The 15,410-nt window shown below is 53.9% G+C and carries 14 protein-coding genes and 1 riboswitch; of the genes, 6 read left to right on the top strand and 8 right to left on the bottom strand.

The features are described from left to right. Positions 1-16: 16 nt before the first annotated feature. Complete coding sequence (gene yiaK / locus AC3Y2E_RS28465) at positions 17-1,021, top strand: 3-dehydro-L-gulonate 2-dehydrogenase (RefSeq protein ID WP_379216546.1); 1,005 nt, start codon at positions 17-19, stop codon at positions 1,019-1,021. A 50-nt stretch (positions 1,022-1,071) separates the two neighbouring features. On the opposite strand, the gene AC3Y2E_RS28460 is transcribed toward yiaK, so the two are convergent. From AC3Y2E_RS28460 to AC3Y2E_RS28445, 4 genes are read right to left on the bottom strand one after another with little or no spacing between them, the layout of a single operon-like run. Beyond that, positions 1,072-1,470 (bottom strand): hypothetical protein, encoded by a 399-nt coding sequence (locus AC3Y2E_RS28460; protein WP_332072441.1) that lies wholly within the window; start codon positions 1,468-1,470, stop codon positions 1,072-1,074. A gap of 41 nt (positions 1,471-1,511) precedes the next feature. Continuing rightward, positions 1,512-2,315, bottom strand: coding sequence for a PP2C family serine/threonine-protein phosphatase (locus AC3Y2E_RS28455; protein ID WP_379216543.1), 804 nt, complete (start codon positions 2,313-2,315; stop codon positions 1,512-1,514). 38 nt (positions 2,316-2,353) lie between these two features. Continuing rightward, a complete protein-coding gene (locus tag AC3Y2E_RS28450; RefSeq protein WP_379216541.1) occupies positions 2,354-2,848 on the bottom strand; it encodes a metallophosphoesterase family protein in 495 nt (164 codons plus the stop codon). Positions 2,849-2,866: 18 nt separating this feature from the next. Next, the gene (locus AC3Y2E_RS28445) at positions 2,867-3,382 is read right to left on the bottom strand and encodes a mismatch-specific DNA-glycosylase (protein ID WP_379216539.1); all 516 of its coding nucleotides are present in this window, start codon (positions 3,380-3,382) and stop codon (positions 2,867-2,869) included. Between the two features lie 210 nt (positions 3,383-3,592). After that, positions 3,593-3,691, top strand: a riboswitch (guanidine-I (ykkC/yxkD leader). Between the two features lie 83 nt (positions 3,692-3,774). On the opposite strand from AC3Y2E_RS28445, the gene AC3Y2E_RS28440 reads away from it, so the two are divergent. Both AC3Y2E_RS28440 and AC3Y2E_RS28435 read left to right on the top strand, forming a co-directional pair. After that, complete coding sequence (locus tag AC3Y2E_RS28440; protein ID WP_379216537.1) at positions 3,775-4,119, top strand: DMT family transporter; 345 nt, start codon at positions 3,775-3,777, stop codon at positions 4,117-4,119. Continuing rightward, on the top strand, positions 4,116-4,430 hold the full coding sequence (locus tag AC3Y2E_RS28435; RefSeq protein WP_379216535.1) for a DMT family transporter: 315 nt from the start codon (positions 4,116-4,118) through the stop codon (positions 4,428-4,430). The genes AC3Y2E_RS28440 and AC3Y2E_RS28435 overlap by 4 nt, the downstream gene beginning before the upstream one ends. Positions 4,431-4,505: 75 nt before the next feature. Here AC3Y2E_RS28435 and AC3Y2E_RS28430 read toward each other — a convergent pair whose 3' ends face one another. Beyond that, the gene (locus tag AC3Y2E_RS28430) at positions 4,506-5,873 is read right to left on the bottom strand and encodes an ABC transporter substrate-binding protein (RefSeq protein ID WP_379216533.1); all 1,368 of its coding nucleotides are present in this window, start codon (positions 5,871-5,873) and stop codon (positions 4,506-4,508) included. A gap of 230 nt (positions 5,874-6,103) precedes the next feature. On the opposite strand from AC3Y2E_RS28430, the gene AC3Y2E_RS28425 reads away from it, so the two are divergent. Then, positions 6,104-6,970, top strand: coding sequence for a helix-turn-helix transcriptional regulator (locus AC3Y2E_RS28425; RefSeq protein ID WP_379216531.1), 867 nt, complete (start codon positions 6,104-6,106; stop codon positions 6,968-6,970). Positions 6,971-7,041: 71 nt separating this feature from the next. Here AC3Y2E_RS28425 and AC3Y2E_RS28420 read toward each other — a convergent pair whose 3' ends face one another. Then, positions 7,042-9,465, bottom strand: a complete 2,424-nt coding sequence (locus AC3Y2E_RS28420) for a glycosyl hydrolase family 28-related protein (protein ID WP_379216529.1) — start codon at positions 9,463-9,465, stop codon at positions 7,042-7,044. A 115-nt stretch (positions 9,466-9,580) separates the two neighbouring features. Then, complete coding sequence (locus tag AC3Y2E_RS28415) at positions 9,581-10,918, bottom strand: ABC transporter substrate-binding protein (RefSeq protein ID WP_379216527.1); 1,338 nt, start codon at positions 10,916-10,918, stop codon at positions 9,581-9,583. Positions 10,919-11,226: 308 nt separating this feature from the next. Between AC3Y2E_RS28415 and AC3Y2E_RS28410 the strand changes: the two genes are divergently transcribed. Next, positions 11,227-12,090, top strand: coding sequence for a helix-turn-helix transcriptional regulator (locus tag AC3Y2E_RS28410; RefSeq protein ID WP_379216524.1), 864 nt, complete (start codon positions 11,227-11,229; stop codon positions 12,088-12,090). Positions 12,091-12,160: 70 nt separating this feature from the next. On the opposite strand, the gene AC3Y2E_RS28405 is transcribed toward AC3Y2E_RS28410, so the two are convergent. After that, entirely contained in the window at positions 12,161-13,663 is a 1,503-nt protein-coding gene (locus tag AC3Y2E_RS28405) for an FAD-dependent oxidoreductase (RefSeq protein ID WP_379216522.1), read from the bottom strand. A gap of 210 nt (positions 13,664-13,873) precedes the next feature. Between AC3Y2E_RS28405 and AC3Y2E_RS28400 the strand changes: the two genes are divergently transcribed. Further along, positions 13,874-15,277, top strand: a complete 1,404-nt coding sequence (locus AC3Y2E_RS28400) for a hypothetical protein (RefSeq protein ID WP_379216520.1) — start codon at positions 13,874-13,876, stop codon at positions 15,275-15,277. Positions 15,278-15,410: the final 133 nt, after the last annotated feature.

The raw sequence follows: 15,410 nt of genomic DNA, 5'->3' as shown, positions 1-15,410 counted from the left end.
TAAGGAGTTGGTCCTCATGCGTATTCCGTTCGAACAAATGACCGAACGATTTCGTTCTGTGCTGATCAAAAACGGCTTCACCCCCGAGCGGGCCGGGCTCTGCGCGCGCCTGTTCGCCGAGGCGAGCCGGGACGGCGTTTATTCCCACGGCTTGAACCGTTTTCCGCTATTCATCGATTTTATCCGGAAGGGCTATGTTCAGCCGGGAGCGGAACCGGAGCTGCTGGAGCGGATCGGTATCGTAGAACGATGGGACGGCCGATCCGGTCCCGGCAACCTGAACGCCCACTTCTCAATGGGAAGGGCGGTCGAGCTCGCGCAGGAACACGGGATCGGCTGCGTGGCGATCCGCAACACGAACCATTGGATGCGTGCGGGCAGCTACGGCTGGCAGGCGGCGGAAGCCGGCTGCGTCGGCATATGCTGGACGAATACGATCCCGAACATGCCTCCGTGGGGCAGCAAGGATAATAAGCTAGGCAACAATCCCGTCGTCATCGCCGTGCCCCGCGAAGAAGGACCGGTCGTGCTGGATATTGCCATGTCCCAATTTTCCTACGGCAAGATGAGTATCCACGCCAAAAGCGGCGAGCCTCTTCCCGTAGACGGCGGCTTCGACCGCGACGGCAACGCGACGAGAGATGCGGCCGCTATTATGGAGACCCGCAGAGCGATGCCGATCGGCTTCTGGAAAGGCTCGGCCTTGTCGTTCGTACTCGATCTGGTCGTTACGATGTTGTCCGGAGGAAACTCCTCGATGGATATGGGCAAGCTCGGTGCGGAACGCAACCTCTCCCAGCTGTTTCTCGCAATCGATACGCGCAAGCTGCCGGATCAAAGCGCGCTTCGCGATAAAATCAACGAGATGATCGAAGATTTGCATCAGGCGACTCCTGACGAAGGCGGCGGCAAAGCCCGCTACCCTGGCGAAGAGACGCTGCGGGTCCGCGAGCGGAATGAGAGAGACGGTATTCCGGTCGACGAAGCGATGTGGCAGCGCGTATTGGAGCTGGACGCTTAATCTCCAGACCGCAGAGCTGGACGGCACCTTTCAAACCCGGCCGCGAATCTTTACATATCCAGCGCTACGTCCCATTTGCCGAATTGTGCGATCACCTGCATCAGATCGTGATGGATCGGAATAATAAACCGCATCTTGCCCAGCGGGAACAACCCGCTCCGGTTATGGAGGGTCGCCTGCTTCACATACACGTTGTAATGCGGGGGGCCATCCGACTCTTGAACGATCTCTTGCTGGGAAGCCTGCTTGTTTACAAATCGCAGATTCGGCGATTGCTTCGATTCGAAGGGCGTAATGCTGACAATATCGCTTAAATGCAAATAATAATTCGCATGAGGCTTGTGAAGCACCACTTCTTTCGTCGAGACCGTGATGCCGAACAGCCTCTTTTTGTGCGACAGCTTTAATTCGCCCTCCAGCGGCTTCAGCTTAATGAAGTCCGGGTTCATCCGCGTCTCCTCCTCCGCTGTTTTCTCCTCCGGAACCACTATCAGAAACGAAACAGAACCGCGGAACGGTCGTCGGGGCGCATTTGCTTCGCCTGCTCGGCCGCTTCCACCTGTTCGACGTAACGGTCAAAGCCCAGTTCCAGCAGCAGCTCCATCGTTTTCTCCAGCGGATAGTCGGGGTGGAACATGCCGTCGGAGATGAGCAGCAGATGCGTCAGCCCTTCTTGCGGTACGAGACCGGTTTGGATGTAATCGGCCGCTTCCGCCATCCCGTTGGCGACGCCGTATCCTTCCGGCGTGTTGGCCATGCCCCGATGATACGCCATCCGGTTGTTCAATTCGGCGAAAAAGCTTTCCTCTTCAACGTGAAGCCCGTTCTGGCGGTCTCTCTCTCGCTTCGCTTTCGCTCTTGCGCTAATTCCGCTTACCCGGTTTTCCGTCAGTACCTTGACGCTGCCGTCCGCGTAACGGACAACTGCCATACTGTCGCCGAGCTGGGCGTATCGAATCCCTTCCCCCGTAACCTGAGCGACGGACAAACAGGTCGACCACAACTCATGCTTAATCCGGACGTCGACTCCGTACGATACCATCTTGCGGTTCAGCTCGCGGTTCGCTTCGGCGATCGCCTCCGTCAAGCTTCCTTCGATATTTTCTCTCTCCAGCGCGGCTTTGAATAAATTGGCGGCGAGATAAGCTCCGTTATGACCGTTCTCGTCGGTAAAAGATGCCATCGGCGTAACTCCGTCAAGCACTCCATAGATGCCGCAGGACGGATTGAGAATCAGTGCGTCTTCTCCCTCGCGTTTTTGCGGACTCGGCTTCGAATAGTGAACAATTTCCATGATAGCGCCTCTTCTCTAGAATGTGATGTCAGCTTCGCTTACGAAAAAAAATGGTGCTCTGCGGTAAACTCCCCGTCACGAATATGGATCAGGCCGTACGAGTACAACGGCTGACGCCGCTTGTCCGTCGGTGAACCGGGATTAAACAGCAGCACGGAACCCGCTTGCTCCTTCAGCGGAATATGGGAATGACCAAATACGACGATATCCGGCGGATCTTCGAGAAACGCCCGTCTCGCCCGTTCGGGCGTCGTTCTCCCCGGCCCTTCGTGGCCGTGCACGATGCCGATCCGGATGCCCTCGTAGACCGCGATGCGCTTCATGCCGAAATGCCGGATGATCTCTTCGCCGTCGCCGTTGCCCGCAACCCCTTGCACCGGAGCGAGCCCGGACAGCTCCTCGTACACGTCCAGCGTCATCCAGTCGCCTGCATGCAGAATTGCGTCTGCCCGGCGCAGCCCTTCGATCAGATCGGGAGGCAGCTTGCGGCTGCGCCCGGTCAAGTGCGTGTCGGATACAATCCCGATGATCATAACGCGTCCCGCCTTTCCTTAACCCGTGCTTTCCTTCAAATAAACCGTCAGTTGGCGAAAAATGGCCGTAATCTCTTCGGATCTCATGCGGACCAGGCCGCTGGACGACGGGGCGACAAACTCCACGACTTTCGGAACGACCGATTCCGGTTGCGGTCCCCATTCGATTCCGGTCCTTCCGCTATACTGCTCGTATACGCCTTTGCCGACGAAACATGCGACCTTGGGCCGGTAACGCTGGATCGTCTCCATTAGCCTCAAGCGTCCGGCCTTGTATTCTTCCTTCGTAATCTCGGCCGCCGTCTTCGTCGGACGCGCGACGATATTCGTGAACCCGTAACCGAGCTTCAGCAGGTCACCGTCTTCCTCCGGCTTATACTTGCGCGGGGTGAGTCCGGCTTCGTGGATCAGTTTCCAGAACCGGTTGCTCGGATTCGCGTAATGATGACCGGTTTCGGAGGATCGTACGCTCGGATTGTAACCGATGAACAAAATCGATAAGCCGTAGTCCAAATGATCGGGAATCGGTTTCACGTTCGCTTCCGCCTCCTCTGCCGGCCTCAGGCCGGATAAATTCATTCTATTATACCACAATGAACCACGGTTGATTGAAATAAAAGCAAGAAGCTTCACTGCAAGCATGTCTAAAGGCAAGACCATTTTGCATGAACAGGAAAGGACGGTATTCCTTCCATTGTTCTATTGAACTTCCCCCGGAAGTGTGTATAATGAGAAGCAAGTTCATATTAAGTTTTCTAGGGTTCCGCAGTTTCGTCTGGTCAGGTCCGAGGGAAAACTCGCAGCTTAACCGCTGTGCCACGGAAGGATAAAATCCTGGGAGAATAACTGCATTCGAATTTCGAATGCGGTTATCTCCCGGGTTTTTTGTTTTTCTGGTCCATACTACCATAAGGAGGCGAACCAACATGAACATGAACTGGGTCAAAGTATTTGTAGCCGCTTTTTTTGAAGTATTCTGGGTGATCGGATTGAAGCATGCGGACAGCGTGCTGGAATGGGCCGGGACGATCGTCGCGATTATCGTCAGCTTTTATATGATGATCATGGCCGGGCGTCATCTTCCGGTCGGCACCGTGTACGCCGTTTTTGTCGGGATGGGAACCGCAGGCACCGTGCTTTCCGAAATCCTTTTTTTCGGCGAGCCGTTTAAAGTGGCCAAAATGATCTTGATCGTCGTGTTATTGGCGGGTGTCATCGGATTGAAGCTGGTAACGGGCGACAGTAAAGAGAAAGGAGCGGATGCCGCATGAACTGGGTATTTCTGATTCTTGCCGGAATTTTTGAGATGTTCGGCGTTGCGATGATCAACAAACTGCACAAAGATCGCAATGCGACCGCTTTTCTGCTCATGACCGCCGGTTTTGGAGCCAGCTTCATCTTTCTCGCGATCGCCATGACTACGCTGCCGATGGGGACGGCGTATGCGATCTGGACCGGAATCGGAGCTTCGGGAGGGGCGATTCTCGGAATGATGCTGTACGGGGAGCCGAAAAACTTCAAACGGATCTTATTTATTACAATGGTGCTTGGTGCGGCTGTCGGGCTGAAGCTGGTGTCGTAACGAGGCGATCCGGGACATAAAAAGTCCGGAGCTGCCGCGAGAATCGGCAGTTTCCGGACTTTTCAGAAGGGACGGTTATTTTCTTACGCTGGCTTCGAGCATCTGATTCACTTGCATCTCCGCATCGCGCAGCGTCGTATTCAGATCCGTACCGTCAAAGTACGACTGAAACGTTTTCTGGACGATCGCGCGCGCCTGGAACTCGTACAACGAAAAGGTTGGCGCCGGGGCCGGCGTGCTTTTGAAGATCGCCTCCAAATGTTTGCCCTTCAGGAAAGCCATGTCCGCGCCAAGCTGCTTCTTCAGCTCGGTATTTTTCAGCGGCGACAGCCTGGCCGTCGTGCGGGTGCTTAACAGCTGCACTTCATCGGACGTAATTACGCTTAATACTTGCATCGCTTGATCCTTGTATTTGCTCGGCTTCGTTACGGAGAAAATATGCGTATCCACATGACCATATACGTTCGGGCTGTTTTTGTAGCTCGGGTATTGCGCCATATCCCAGTTCAAGCCTTTGGCCGCCGCCGCTTCGAGTCCCAGATTCAAAATATTTTGCACCGGCAGCATGGCGACGTTTTTGTCATTCATAAACTGCGTCCGGCCTGTGGCGTTTAACGTTCCCGGCTTGTTGTTCGGTATCGACCAGATCCGCTTGGCCAGCTCGAACACCGACTTCCAGCCTTCGTTATTAACGGACGCTTTATTCGTCTTGGCATCCACCATCGTAAGCGAGAGCGGCATGGACATCCGATTAATATTTTCCGGGTCCAGCCCGCGGTAAGTCGTTCCGTCCTCGATCCGGGACAGCTTCTCCGCCATCGGAATCAGCTCTTCCCAGGTCAGGCCGTCTTTCGGATAGGCAACGCCGAATTTGTCGAAAATATCTTTGTTATAATACAGCGCATTAAAGTTAACCGCGAAAGGCAGCGCCGCCAGCTCCTTGTTGTTCGACATGGAGCGGATCGCATCGAGGACGACCGGCTCGAACCGGTTAATATCGATTCCATGCTTCAAAGCGAGCCCGCTCATATCCTCCAGCAGACCGAGCTCCTTGAACAAGCCCAGATCCCCGTTCCAGGTAAAGACGATATCCGGCGTGTCCCCTGCGGCAATCAGTTCCTGAATGCTGGTGCCTTGCCCCGGCCTGTACGTCTTGATCGAGATGTACGGAAATTTCTTTTTGACCGGGTCCGCAATAAGGTTTTGAATATCTTTGTCCTCGAACCCTGTGCCGAAAAATACTTTCAGCGTAACCGGGCTCGTATCAACCGCCGGCGCGCCGGGCTTCGTCGTTTGTTCCCCCGCGTTTGGCTGATCTTTGGCCGGATCGGCCGGCGTGCCTGCGCCTCCGCCGCACCCTGACAATGCCAGCATGGAAGCGATCGCGATAGCCGTCATCCCTCCGACAGCCGCTTTCCCTGTACGATTTCCTCGATCGTTCATTTTGCGGATTCCCCTTTTGTTTAAGTAATGGATGAACCGAACCGAAACCCCTTGTGACCGTTCCTCTCGCAACTTTTGCGAAGTGGATTCATTTTGAATCTATACCGATTTTACCTGATAAAGAATGCAGGGTTCTGCATGGATTATTGTTTAAATTGCAATAAACTTTGCAATTCTTGTTGTCGTTTCTATGGGAGGGATGCTACAGTAAGAGGAAAGGAGGAGCGGTATTGAACATACAAGCCAAACATTACAAGCTGCAGGAAGCCGAGCTGCTTATCGCCTACTCGCAATATTTCGGAGCATTCGATATGCCGGTCAACCATATGCACGACACGTTCGAGCTGTATTACCTCATGTCCGGGGAGCGGAACTATTTCATTAAAGACCGTCTGTACCAGCTCCGGAAAGGCGATATCGTCTTTATTCCGAAATACGAGCTGCATCGGACGTTAGCCGCGGGCACTCCGCATCACGACCGGTTTCTGATTGAATTCAGCGAGCGGCTGTTCCGGGAAACGATCGGCGAGTCCTACGACGAGATCTTGCTCCATCCCTATTTGCGCGGGATACGGACGTTTCGCCCGAAGCCGGAGGAGCAGCTCGTCTTGGACGGGATCGTATACCGGATCATCCGGGACTTGAAACACCCGCAAACCGCGCATGCTCTGCAGGTAAAGCTGCTCGCGATCGACGTGATGCTGTTTCTGGCCCGTTGTCTGGAACGTTACGCCGAGGACGACTCCGAATCCGATCCGCCCATCCATCGGAAAATATCGGACATTGCCGCCTATATCAACACGCACTACATGCGCCCTCTTACTTTAGCTCAGTTGTCGGAGACGTTTTCACTCAGTCCGCATTATATCAGCCGGATTTTCAAAGAAAAAACCGGTTTTTCTTTCATCCAATATTTGACCTACGTGCGGATCGGAGAAGCGAAGCGGCTGCTGAGGGAGTCGGACCGGAAAGTGCTCGAGATCGCCGATCAGGTCGGCTTCGAGAACCTGGCCCACTTCAACCGGGTGTTCAAACAAACGGTTCAGCTGTCCCCCTCCCAATATCGCCGCATGTCGGGCAGTCCATTGTCCCCCTGACAGGCAAGCCAAACGAAAAAAAGCTGCCCATATGGACTATGGACAGCCGGGTTGCTTGGCGCTGATCGGGATCAATCATCGTCTTCGTCGTCCGGCGAATAGCGGGACTGGACGTGCCAGCGGTTAACTCCGTTTGACATCAGAGTGACCGATTCGTTTCTCGACTGCAGCTTCATCGACCGGGTCCCGCCTACGGTATCGTGCTCAACAGCCTGAACCGTTACTTTGTTCCGTCCCGGGCTCGCCTTGATGATCAGGAAGGTGCGTCCCGGATGCTCGGACGCTTTCGGCAGCTGGATCACCGACGGTCCGGCCGTTGCGTCGACTTCCATCTGATAGTCGTTAAGGGAAGCGGTGTAGGCCGAACCTGTTATTTGCTTAACCGGCAGCACTTGCCCCCGAGCTTCGGAGTTCGGCAACGTCTGTACGTACACCCGTTGCTCCGTCCAATCGATTCCGGCTATATGCTCAGACCCGGTCGTCAGGCGCACCCAGCAGCTTACAAAATATTCGTCCGGCGCCGTTCCGAGAAGAACGGGATTTTGATTGTACACGATATCGTTTCGTACCCAGCTTCCCGTTGTGGGCATGGCCGATTTGCTCGTCTGAATTGGATCGACCGGTGCACCGGTCAAATTCAACGCCGTATTGTCCGCAACGACCGAACGAGAGAACGCGCTGTCCGGAAGCGGCCGGACGGTTGAAGTGAAGCCGGATATCCGGTTTCCCGCAATAGTCGGCTTCGAGTTGGGCCGGACCATCACGCCGAATCCCCAGCCGCCCGCCCCGCTGAGCCGGTTGCCCGTAATGAGCATTTCCTCTTCCGTCAAATCGATGGCGGATACGTTCACGGTCTCAATCTCCACCTGATTACTGATTAACGTAAATCCTTTTTTGTTGCCGCCGGTATAGGAGCGGTAAAACGTGCCTTTTGTTTTGGATGATAGATTGCTGATCGTAATGTCCTTGTACAAGTAGTTCATCCCGGCTGTCGTAATAATTCCGGCGTTGCAGTCCGAGATCGTCCCGCCGGTGATCGTCGCCCGTTCCACGTAAGCATCAAGCATAATGCAGGAATGAATGTCCGTCAGGTTCTCGCTGACAATCGACTGAAAGTCGTTTCCTACCGCAGTCGTATCGATCGCTCTGCTCAGAAGCAGTCCTCCCGAGGAGCTTTTTCCTTTCGGCACGTTCCTTATTTTGTTTCCGATGAATAGATTGCCTCGCGCATACCGCTCGATTGTAACTTGCACGCCTGCATGGTTCAATCCCGTATAAATGACCCCTTGGGCACGCATCGCTATCGTTTGCGGTGTCTCCGAGTCAACCTTGACACCTTCCAATGGACCTGACATCTTCATAATATCGTTATTTTCAAACCGGTTGTAGGAGCCTCCTTTGTCCGATTCGATGCAGGTGACCGCGTTCGTATCATGGATCGTGCATTGCCGGATCGTATTGTAAATGGTGGCCGGGCCGGCCAACTCGATCACATTAAACGTAAACCCTTCGAAAACGCAATCTTCAACCAGGTTATTTCGGACAAACTTCGTAAATTGATGATCGCTCAAGTTTACGTTCGTAAAATTCGTAAAGTAGCGGACCGCAAAGCCCGACATCCGGGACGGGTCGTCAAACCGGCATTTGCGGATGACGTTGGAGTGACAATCTCCGGTATCCTGTTCGGTTGCTTCGATCGTATAAAAATTGCCGCTTCTGTCGTTGTTTCCGAAATTTCTTATCGTGACATTCTCCACCAGATTATACTGCGCTTCGTTGCCTAAAAACAGGCAGCCGTTTCCTCTCCGAATATCCGGCCGGTTCTGGATGTTGCCGTCCAGCACCAGGTTCCGGATCTGCGCATGTTTACACGTAAACAGCCCTGTATACCCTAACAATATGAAAGAAAAGCCTTCTTGTCCCGCCTTGGCCAGAAGAACCGTCGCCTCGCCGTCCCCTTCCAAAATCGTGTTCGAGTATACGTTCAGCGTACCGCTTATGATGTACGTTCCTTTCGGTATTACAAGCTTGCCGCCGCCGTTGTCCCGAATCGTAAAAAGCGCGCTGCGAATCGCAGCCGTATCGTCGGTTGCTCCGTTTCCTTCCGCTCCGAACCAAGCGGCGTTTAACGCTCCCTCGTACAACCGCTTTAGCCTCATACCTGAAGCGGTTACAACAACAGTCGCTGTATTGTCTGCAGAAACGGTATCGGCGGGATCGCACACAAATATTCCCTCGTGTCCGTTGTACCGGACCAGATAAACGAGTTCGGGTGATACATTCGTACGGCTTCGCAACTGTTCGAGCGTTAATGTTACGACATGTTCAGGATTCGGTTCGCCTCCGCCCGGATTGCCGTACACGAGCGACGTCACCGATTGTCCATGCGATTCGGCGGCGCTCAAGCTCATTCCGGCCACTCCCGCAACCCCGGCCATTCCAAGTGCGGCCAGCATTTTACGCCTGCTTATTTGGGCAGCTTGCTTTGACATCATCTCAACCTCCTTTAATAGGTAGGGAACCGTGAGAGACGACCGTCCGGCCTATCGTCTCCCGCAGCAGTGTAACCTTATCCGGTTCGCATTCGTTTGGTTTTGACTCGGCCTGATCTTATTTCGTCCTGGATTTATACTCGGCGATCGCTTTCACCGACTCCTCCTCAACTTTCCGGAATGCGGTGTTAATATCAATCGTTCCCCGCTCCATATCGAGTACATATTTGCCATACAGCGTAACAAGGTTCGAGTCGTACGGCGCTTTCGGCGGAATCGGCGCGAATTTGTTGCGGAATATCGCCTGCAAGTTTTTGCTTTTGAACTCGGAATCCTGGCCAAGCGATTTACGGACGGCGTCATTGGTGACGACCGGGATGATCCCTTTCCTGGCCAGTTCCGTCTGCGCTTCATCGGACGTCATATAGTTCAGCACGTCCATCGCCTGATCTTTGTATTTGCTCATCGCCGTTACGCCGAAGTAACTCGGATACGCTTGCGAGCCTACGTTCGGTGCGTCCTTAAAGGTCGGCAGGGAAACCATATCCCAGTTCATCGCCCTCAGTTCCGTAGGGGAGATCATATAATAACTGGACAAATAAGCGAACATCGCAGACGTCTGGGTTTTCATAAACTCGTTCACATTCGATGGCCAAGTAAGCTGGGCCAGTCCAGCGCGGTACCCTTCATCAGTTGCCGGATCGATGAACAGTGTCTGGTACAGCCGTTTCCATTTCTCGTCTTTGTTGATCAGCGGCGTATCGGTCTTCATGTCCGCCGTACCGAGCGAATACGGATTCATCCGGATCAGATGGATCGGCGAAGTCGTAAACCCCTGATACTGCTTGCCTCCCTCGCTTCGTGTCAGCTTCTTGGCGATTTCCAGCGTTTCGTCCCACGTCATGCCATCCTTCGGGTAGGCGACGCCGAATGTATCGAAGATGTCTTTGTTGTAATAAAGCACCATGTTGTTGTTAAACACCGGAAGCCCGTAAATTTTGCCTCCGGCCACTTGGCGAAGCGCATCCACAATCGTCGGCTCGAAACGGTTCATATCGATCCGGTGTTTTTGGATCAGCTCGCTCATGTCGTACTGGATTCCCGTATCGAGCACCCAGCTCTCGAAATTGCCGATCGACTGGAAAAAAATATCGATCTGCTGACCGCTTGCAATCAGATCGGCCAAGGTAGGTCCTTTGTTGGCGCTGCTGATGAACTTGATCGTATGCTCGGGAAACTTTTTGCGGATCGAATCGCCGAACCGGAGGTTGAAGCTTTCCTCGGAGTCGCCATTGTTCGTATAAAATACGAGCTCGGCCGGTTCGCTTTTTTGGTGTACAGGTGTTGTCGTGCCCGGACTCGAACCCGGTTCTTCTTTGCCCCCGCATCCTGCCAGCACAAGCGTCGACAGCATCATCAAGGAAACGGCCGGCATTATTGCTTTTTTATGTCTCATCTGATTGGTGTACCTCCCTGTCGGATCTGTTGATTTTCGTATTCATCACTTTGGTTTTATTGGGTTACGTTGGATTTACTTGGAGGACGTAAGAAAAAATCATATTTGTCCTCTGCGGTCGAACTCCGCAACTGTTTATTTCCTCCCCTCTACGAAAGCGCATTCACTAGTTTCTGAATCGATCATACCGTATTAATGATGCATGGTTCTGCGTCAAAAACGGCAATTTTTGCATCTACCTATGCAATTTTTGTTGTTGATTCCGTTCCATTCTGCTACAGTAATCGTAAAGGAGGAATCGGACCCGCATGATCGTTACCCCCCCGCAGAAACATCACGTTTTACTCGAAGACAACTTGCTTGTCGGTTATTCGCAATATTACGGAACGTTTGACATGCCGGACAACCATATGCACGAAACGTTGGAGCTGTATTACTTGATGTCCGGAAAGCGTCATTTTTTTATTAAAGACCGACTGTATCCGATTCAAAAAGGAGACCTCGTCTTCGTACCGAAATATGATCTGCACCGGACGATGGCCGCAGGCCCCCCGCATCACGACCGGTTCCTCATTCAATTTTCGGACGACCTGTTCGACGTCATGCTTGGCGGAACGTATAGAGAAGTGCTGCTTCGTCCGTACTTGTCCGGCGTTCGGACGCTGCGGCTGAAGGCCGAAGATTTGCTGACACTGGACGGTATCGTTTTCCGCATGATCCAGGACCTGAAGGAGCAGCCGACCGCCCATTCGCTGCAGGTGAAGCTGCTTGTTACAGAGATGCTGCTGTTCATATCGCGATGCATGGAACGGTACGATCTGGAAATTACGCCGTTCGATACGCCGATTCACCAAAAAATTACGGAAATCGCCGCATACATCAATGACCATTACATGAGCCCGGTAACGCTGAAGCAATTGTCCGAAACGTTTTATATGAGCCCGCATTACATCAGCCGGATTTTCAAAGAAAAAACCGGATTTTCGTTTATCAAATATTTGACCTATATCCGAATCGGCGAAGCGAAACGGCTTCTGCGCGAAACCGATACGAAGGTGCTTCATATCGCGGAACAGGTCGGATTCGAAAATTTGGCCCACTTCAACCGGGTGTTCAAGCAGACAGTTTCCTTATCCCCCTCCCAGTACCGCCGCATATCGGGCCGCAAATGATATTAGGATGGATAGGAACACCAAAAAGCTGCCTGCGATCGGATCGCAGACAGCTGGAAGCTAATTGATTTTATTCGATGACAAGTTTGCCTTCGTTCAGCTGGCGCCGCTGCTCATCGGTCAAATGTTTGATTTTGTCCGCACCGGTCACTCCGCTCAGCCGGATACCGTGTTTTTTCTGCACATAGCTGTGCAGCTCCTTCATCTCCTTGGCAGACAGCTCCGACAGGACGCGCTTATCGTCAAGCCTTGCGAGCAGGATGCCGATCACTTCGCCGGCCAACGCCGTATTCGGCTGAATTCTGGCGCTTCCGTAAGCGACTGCCGAGGCGCCTACGTTTTTGCCTGCCGTTATGACGTTCGAATATCCTTTCGGGATAAACGATCTTAGTGGCATGCCGTATTTGTCGGGGACCCCCTTGCGGCTGCCCCACACGTGATTTTTCGTCCCTTGCAGATCGAGCGCATACCCCGCAATGCTGACGTTGTCGTCATACATCGTACCGCTCATCAGATCGGTCGCCTGTAGCACGTATTCGGTCTCGTACCGGTCGTAATCCCGGACATATAAATATTCGGGATATCCATTAATCTCCGCCTTCTCCCAGCCCGGAAGCTCCTGGCGCAAATGCGGGAGCACCCGCTCCGTCTCGCGTCTGCCGAGCTCGATCGCTTGGCGCACGCTCTCTTCGCTGGAGGGGTCAACGTCATATAACAGCAGCGCGTTAATCAGCACGTCGCCGTCACGCTGATTTACAGTATTCAGACCGCGCAGAAAGACATCGCTGCTGCTTGGCTTAAACCGCCCTCCCACATTGCCGAATCCCCATGTGAACGTATCGGTTACGGTCGTTTCCGCGCCGTACGTTTCCTCGATCCCTTTTTTGCCGAGCTTGTTCACTTCTTGCTGGAACTTGGCCCAGTCGACGTTGCGGAACTTCATCATGAGCGACGACGCCATGTAATCCTTCTTGCCGCCGAACACCGTCTCGATGCCCGGAATCCGCTGTAACCCCAGCTTGCTCGTCAAGGCGGCAAAGTCGGTGTTTTCGACCCAGTAGCGGGCTGAAACCGTTTTGGTCGTACCGTCCTTTGTCCGGTAGGAGACCGACTCCACGCGCCGCTTGTTTGTCGCCGGATCTTCCTTGATCTCTACGTTCGTAATGGATATCCCGGATTCGATCGGTATGCCGTCGGACAATTGATTGAAGTAGGCAACGAATTCTTCTTTTTTCCGGATGTCTCCCTTTTTGTACGCATCGAAAAGCAGCTTGACTCTTCCCTGCAGAAGCGATTTTCCACTGCCTTCGAACGCTTCGTCCAAATAATGCATCTCGCCTTGGATCAGCTGGCCGCCGGGCTTCTCCCGGGGATCGATGACGATCACGGACAGCCCTTCGTCCTTGGCTGCTCTCGCCAAATACATCCCTTCCATCTCCGAACCGAAAACGACGACATCGAGCTTCGACGGATCGGACGCCGCACGCTTGGGTTCCGTATCCCGCTCGCAAGCCGCCAACACCCACAAAGCTGCCAGCAACAGGCCGAACCTGGCCAAAGATAACCGCTTCATAATATCCCCCTCTATTCATATACGCTACCAGATATATAGACGAATGGAAGGCCGATTGGTTTCCGTTTTCGGCCAAAAGAGCTAGGTTTATTCCGGCACGGGAAGACGGGCGTAGACGGGTGCAGGCTTCCAGCTCCGCAAACACACATTTTGGGGCGGCGCATACACTGAAGTACAGTTGTAACCCCTTACGTGGAGGTGTACCGCCAAATGGACGTCACACTTATATCGCTGCACTGGGTTTACCTCGCCTTCGTCTTGCTCATTATCGGCTTTATGGTGATGCGGCGCGATACGACGGCCGTGTGCGTCGTCGGTATTTTAGCGCTCGGCCTGATTGCCACCCAGTCTGTCAGCCAATCGGTCGGCGGTGTTTTTTCCGGATTTATTTATGCTATTAAAGAATTAATCGGCACGATTCTGGTCATCTCGCTCATTGTCGCCTTGAGCAAAGTGCTGATCCGCACGGGCATTAATGAAGTGATGATTTCGCCCGTAACCCGGCTGATTCGTTCGCCAGCGCTCGCTTTCTGGGTTATCGGCATCGTGATGATGATCATTTCGTGGTTTTTCTGGCCATCCCCGGCCGTAGCGCTGATCGGCGCCGTGCTGCTGCCCGTTGCGCTTCGCGTAGGCTTGCCCGCACTGGGAGTCGCGGTGGCAATGAACTTGTTCGGCCACGGCATCGCCCTGTCCGGCGACTTCGTCATTCAGGGAGCGCCCAAGCTGACCGCAGATGCGGCAGGCATCCCGGTAGCGGACGTCATTCAAGCCAGCATTCCGCTCGTGATCATCATGGGTGCGGTTACGACCGCCGTCGCCTTCTGGTATATGCGCCGCGACATGCGCAACGGCAGCTTGACGATGGATACGGGCCTTAAAGCGACAACCGTCCCTGAATCCGAGGCGGCCAAAATCGACAGCCCTCTGTCCCCCGCCGTCAGAAAAATAGCCGCAGTCGTGATTCCGCTTCTGTTCGCCCTCGATATCTTCGCCATGTTCAAGCTCGACCTGCAAGGCGGAGACGCAACCGCCCTGATCGGCGGCACCGCGCTGCTCGTCATGATCGTGCTCTCCCTGTTATCGAGCCGCAAGGCAGGCCTGGAGCGTACGACGACGCAATTGATCGACGGCTTTTTGTTCGGGTTTAAAGTGTTTGGTCCGGTTATTCCGATCGCCGCGTTTTTTTATTTGGGCGACTCCGCCTTTGCCGACATTTTCGGCAATATGCTGCCCGCCGGCTCCCACGGCATCGTCAACGATCTCGGTCTTGCGCTCGCCCAAACGGTGCCGATCAATACCGGCGTCAGCGCCGCCACACTGACGATCGTCGGAGCGATAACGGGCCTGGACGGCTCCGGCTTCTCCGGCATCTCGCTGGCCGGCTCGATCGCCAACCTGTTCGCCGCCGCGATCGGCTCTGGTATCGCTACGTTAACGGCGTTAGGCCAGATTGCTGCGATCTGGGTTGGCGGCGGAACGATCGTACCTTGGGCGCTTATTCCGGCAGCGGCTATCTGCGGCGTAGACCCGTTTGAGCTGGCCAGACGCAATCTGAAGCCGGTCGTTATCGGACTCGTCGTCACGACGATCGCCGCCATGTTCCTGATTTGAGTGGCTAATCGGGTAGGAGGCTACCCATTAATTGAGTAGCCGACCTCCCACACCACCGTACATACCGTTCGGTATACGGCGGTTCCTTAGATCACGCAGTTATTTGTCGATAATATTCTGAAAAGAAGAGAAA

It is taken from the genome of Paenibacillus sp. MAH-35, assembly GCF_058135425.1.
Note: the sequence above shows the minus strand (reverse complement) of the source record. Positions and strands in the feature narration are given on the sequence as shown.

Excerpts from the sequence above, each read along its gene's own strand:
- AC3Y2E_RS28455 (WP_379216543.1), bottom strand. The coding sequence starts at position 2,315 with ATGGAAATTGTTCACTATTCGAAGCCGAGTCCGCAAAAACGCGAGGGA.
- AC3Y2E_RS28405 (WP_379216522.1), bottom strand. The coding sequence starts at position 13,663 with ATGAAGCGGTTATCTTTGGCCAGGTTCGGCCTGTTGCTGGCAGCTTTG.
- AC3Y2E_RS28430 (WP_379216533.1), bottom strand. The coding sequence starts at position 5,873 with ATGAACGATCGAGGAAATCGTACAGGGAAAGCGGCTGTCGGAGGGATG.
- AC3Y2E_RS28400 (WP_379216520.1), top strand. The coding sequence starts at position 13,874 with ATGGACGTCACACTTATATCGCTGCACTGGGTTTACCTCGCCTTCGTC.
- AC3Y2E_RS28420 (WP_379216529.1), bottom strand. The coding sequence starts at position 9,465 with ATGATGTCAAAGCAAGCTGCCCAAATAAGCAGGCGTAAAATGCTGGCC.
- AC3Y2E_RS28450 (WP_379216541.1), bottom strand. The coding sequence starts at position 2,848 with ATGATCATCGGGATTGTATCCGACACGCACTTGACCGGGCGCAGCCGC.
- AC3Y2E_RS28415 (WP_379216527.1), bottom strand. The coding sequence starts at position 10,918 with ATGAGACATAAAAAAGCAATAATGCCGGCCGTTTCCTTGATGATGCTG.
- AC3Y2E_RS28435 (WP_379216535.1), top strand. The coding sequence starts at position 4,116 with ATGAACTGGGTATTTCTGATTCTTGCCGGAATTTTTGAGATGTTCGGC.
- AC3Y2E_RS28440 (WP_379216537.1), top strand. The coding sequence starts at position 3,775 with ATGAACATGAACTGGGTCAAAGTATTTGTAGCCGCTTTTTTTGAAGTA.
- AC3Y2E_RS28460 (WP_332072441.1), bottom strand. The coding sequence starts at position 1,470 with ATGAACCCGGACTTCATTAAGCTGAAGCCGCTGGAGGGCGAATTAAAG.
- AC3Y2E_RS28410 (WP_379216524.1), top strand. The coding sequence starts at position 11,227 with ATGATCGTTACCCCCCCGCAGAAACATCACGTTTTACTCGAAGACAAC.
- yiaK (WP_379216546.1), top strand. The coding sequence starts at position 17 with ATGCGTATTCCGTTCGAACAAATGACCGAACGATTTCGTTCTGTGCTG.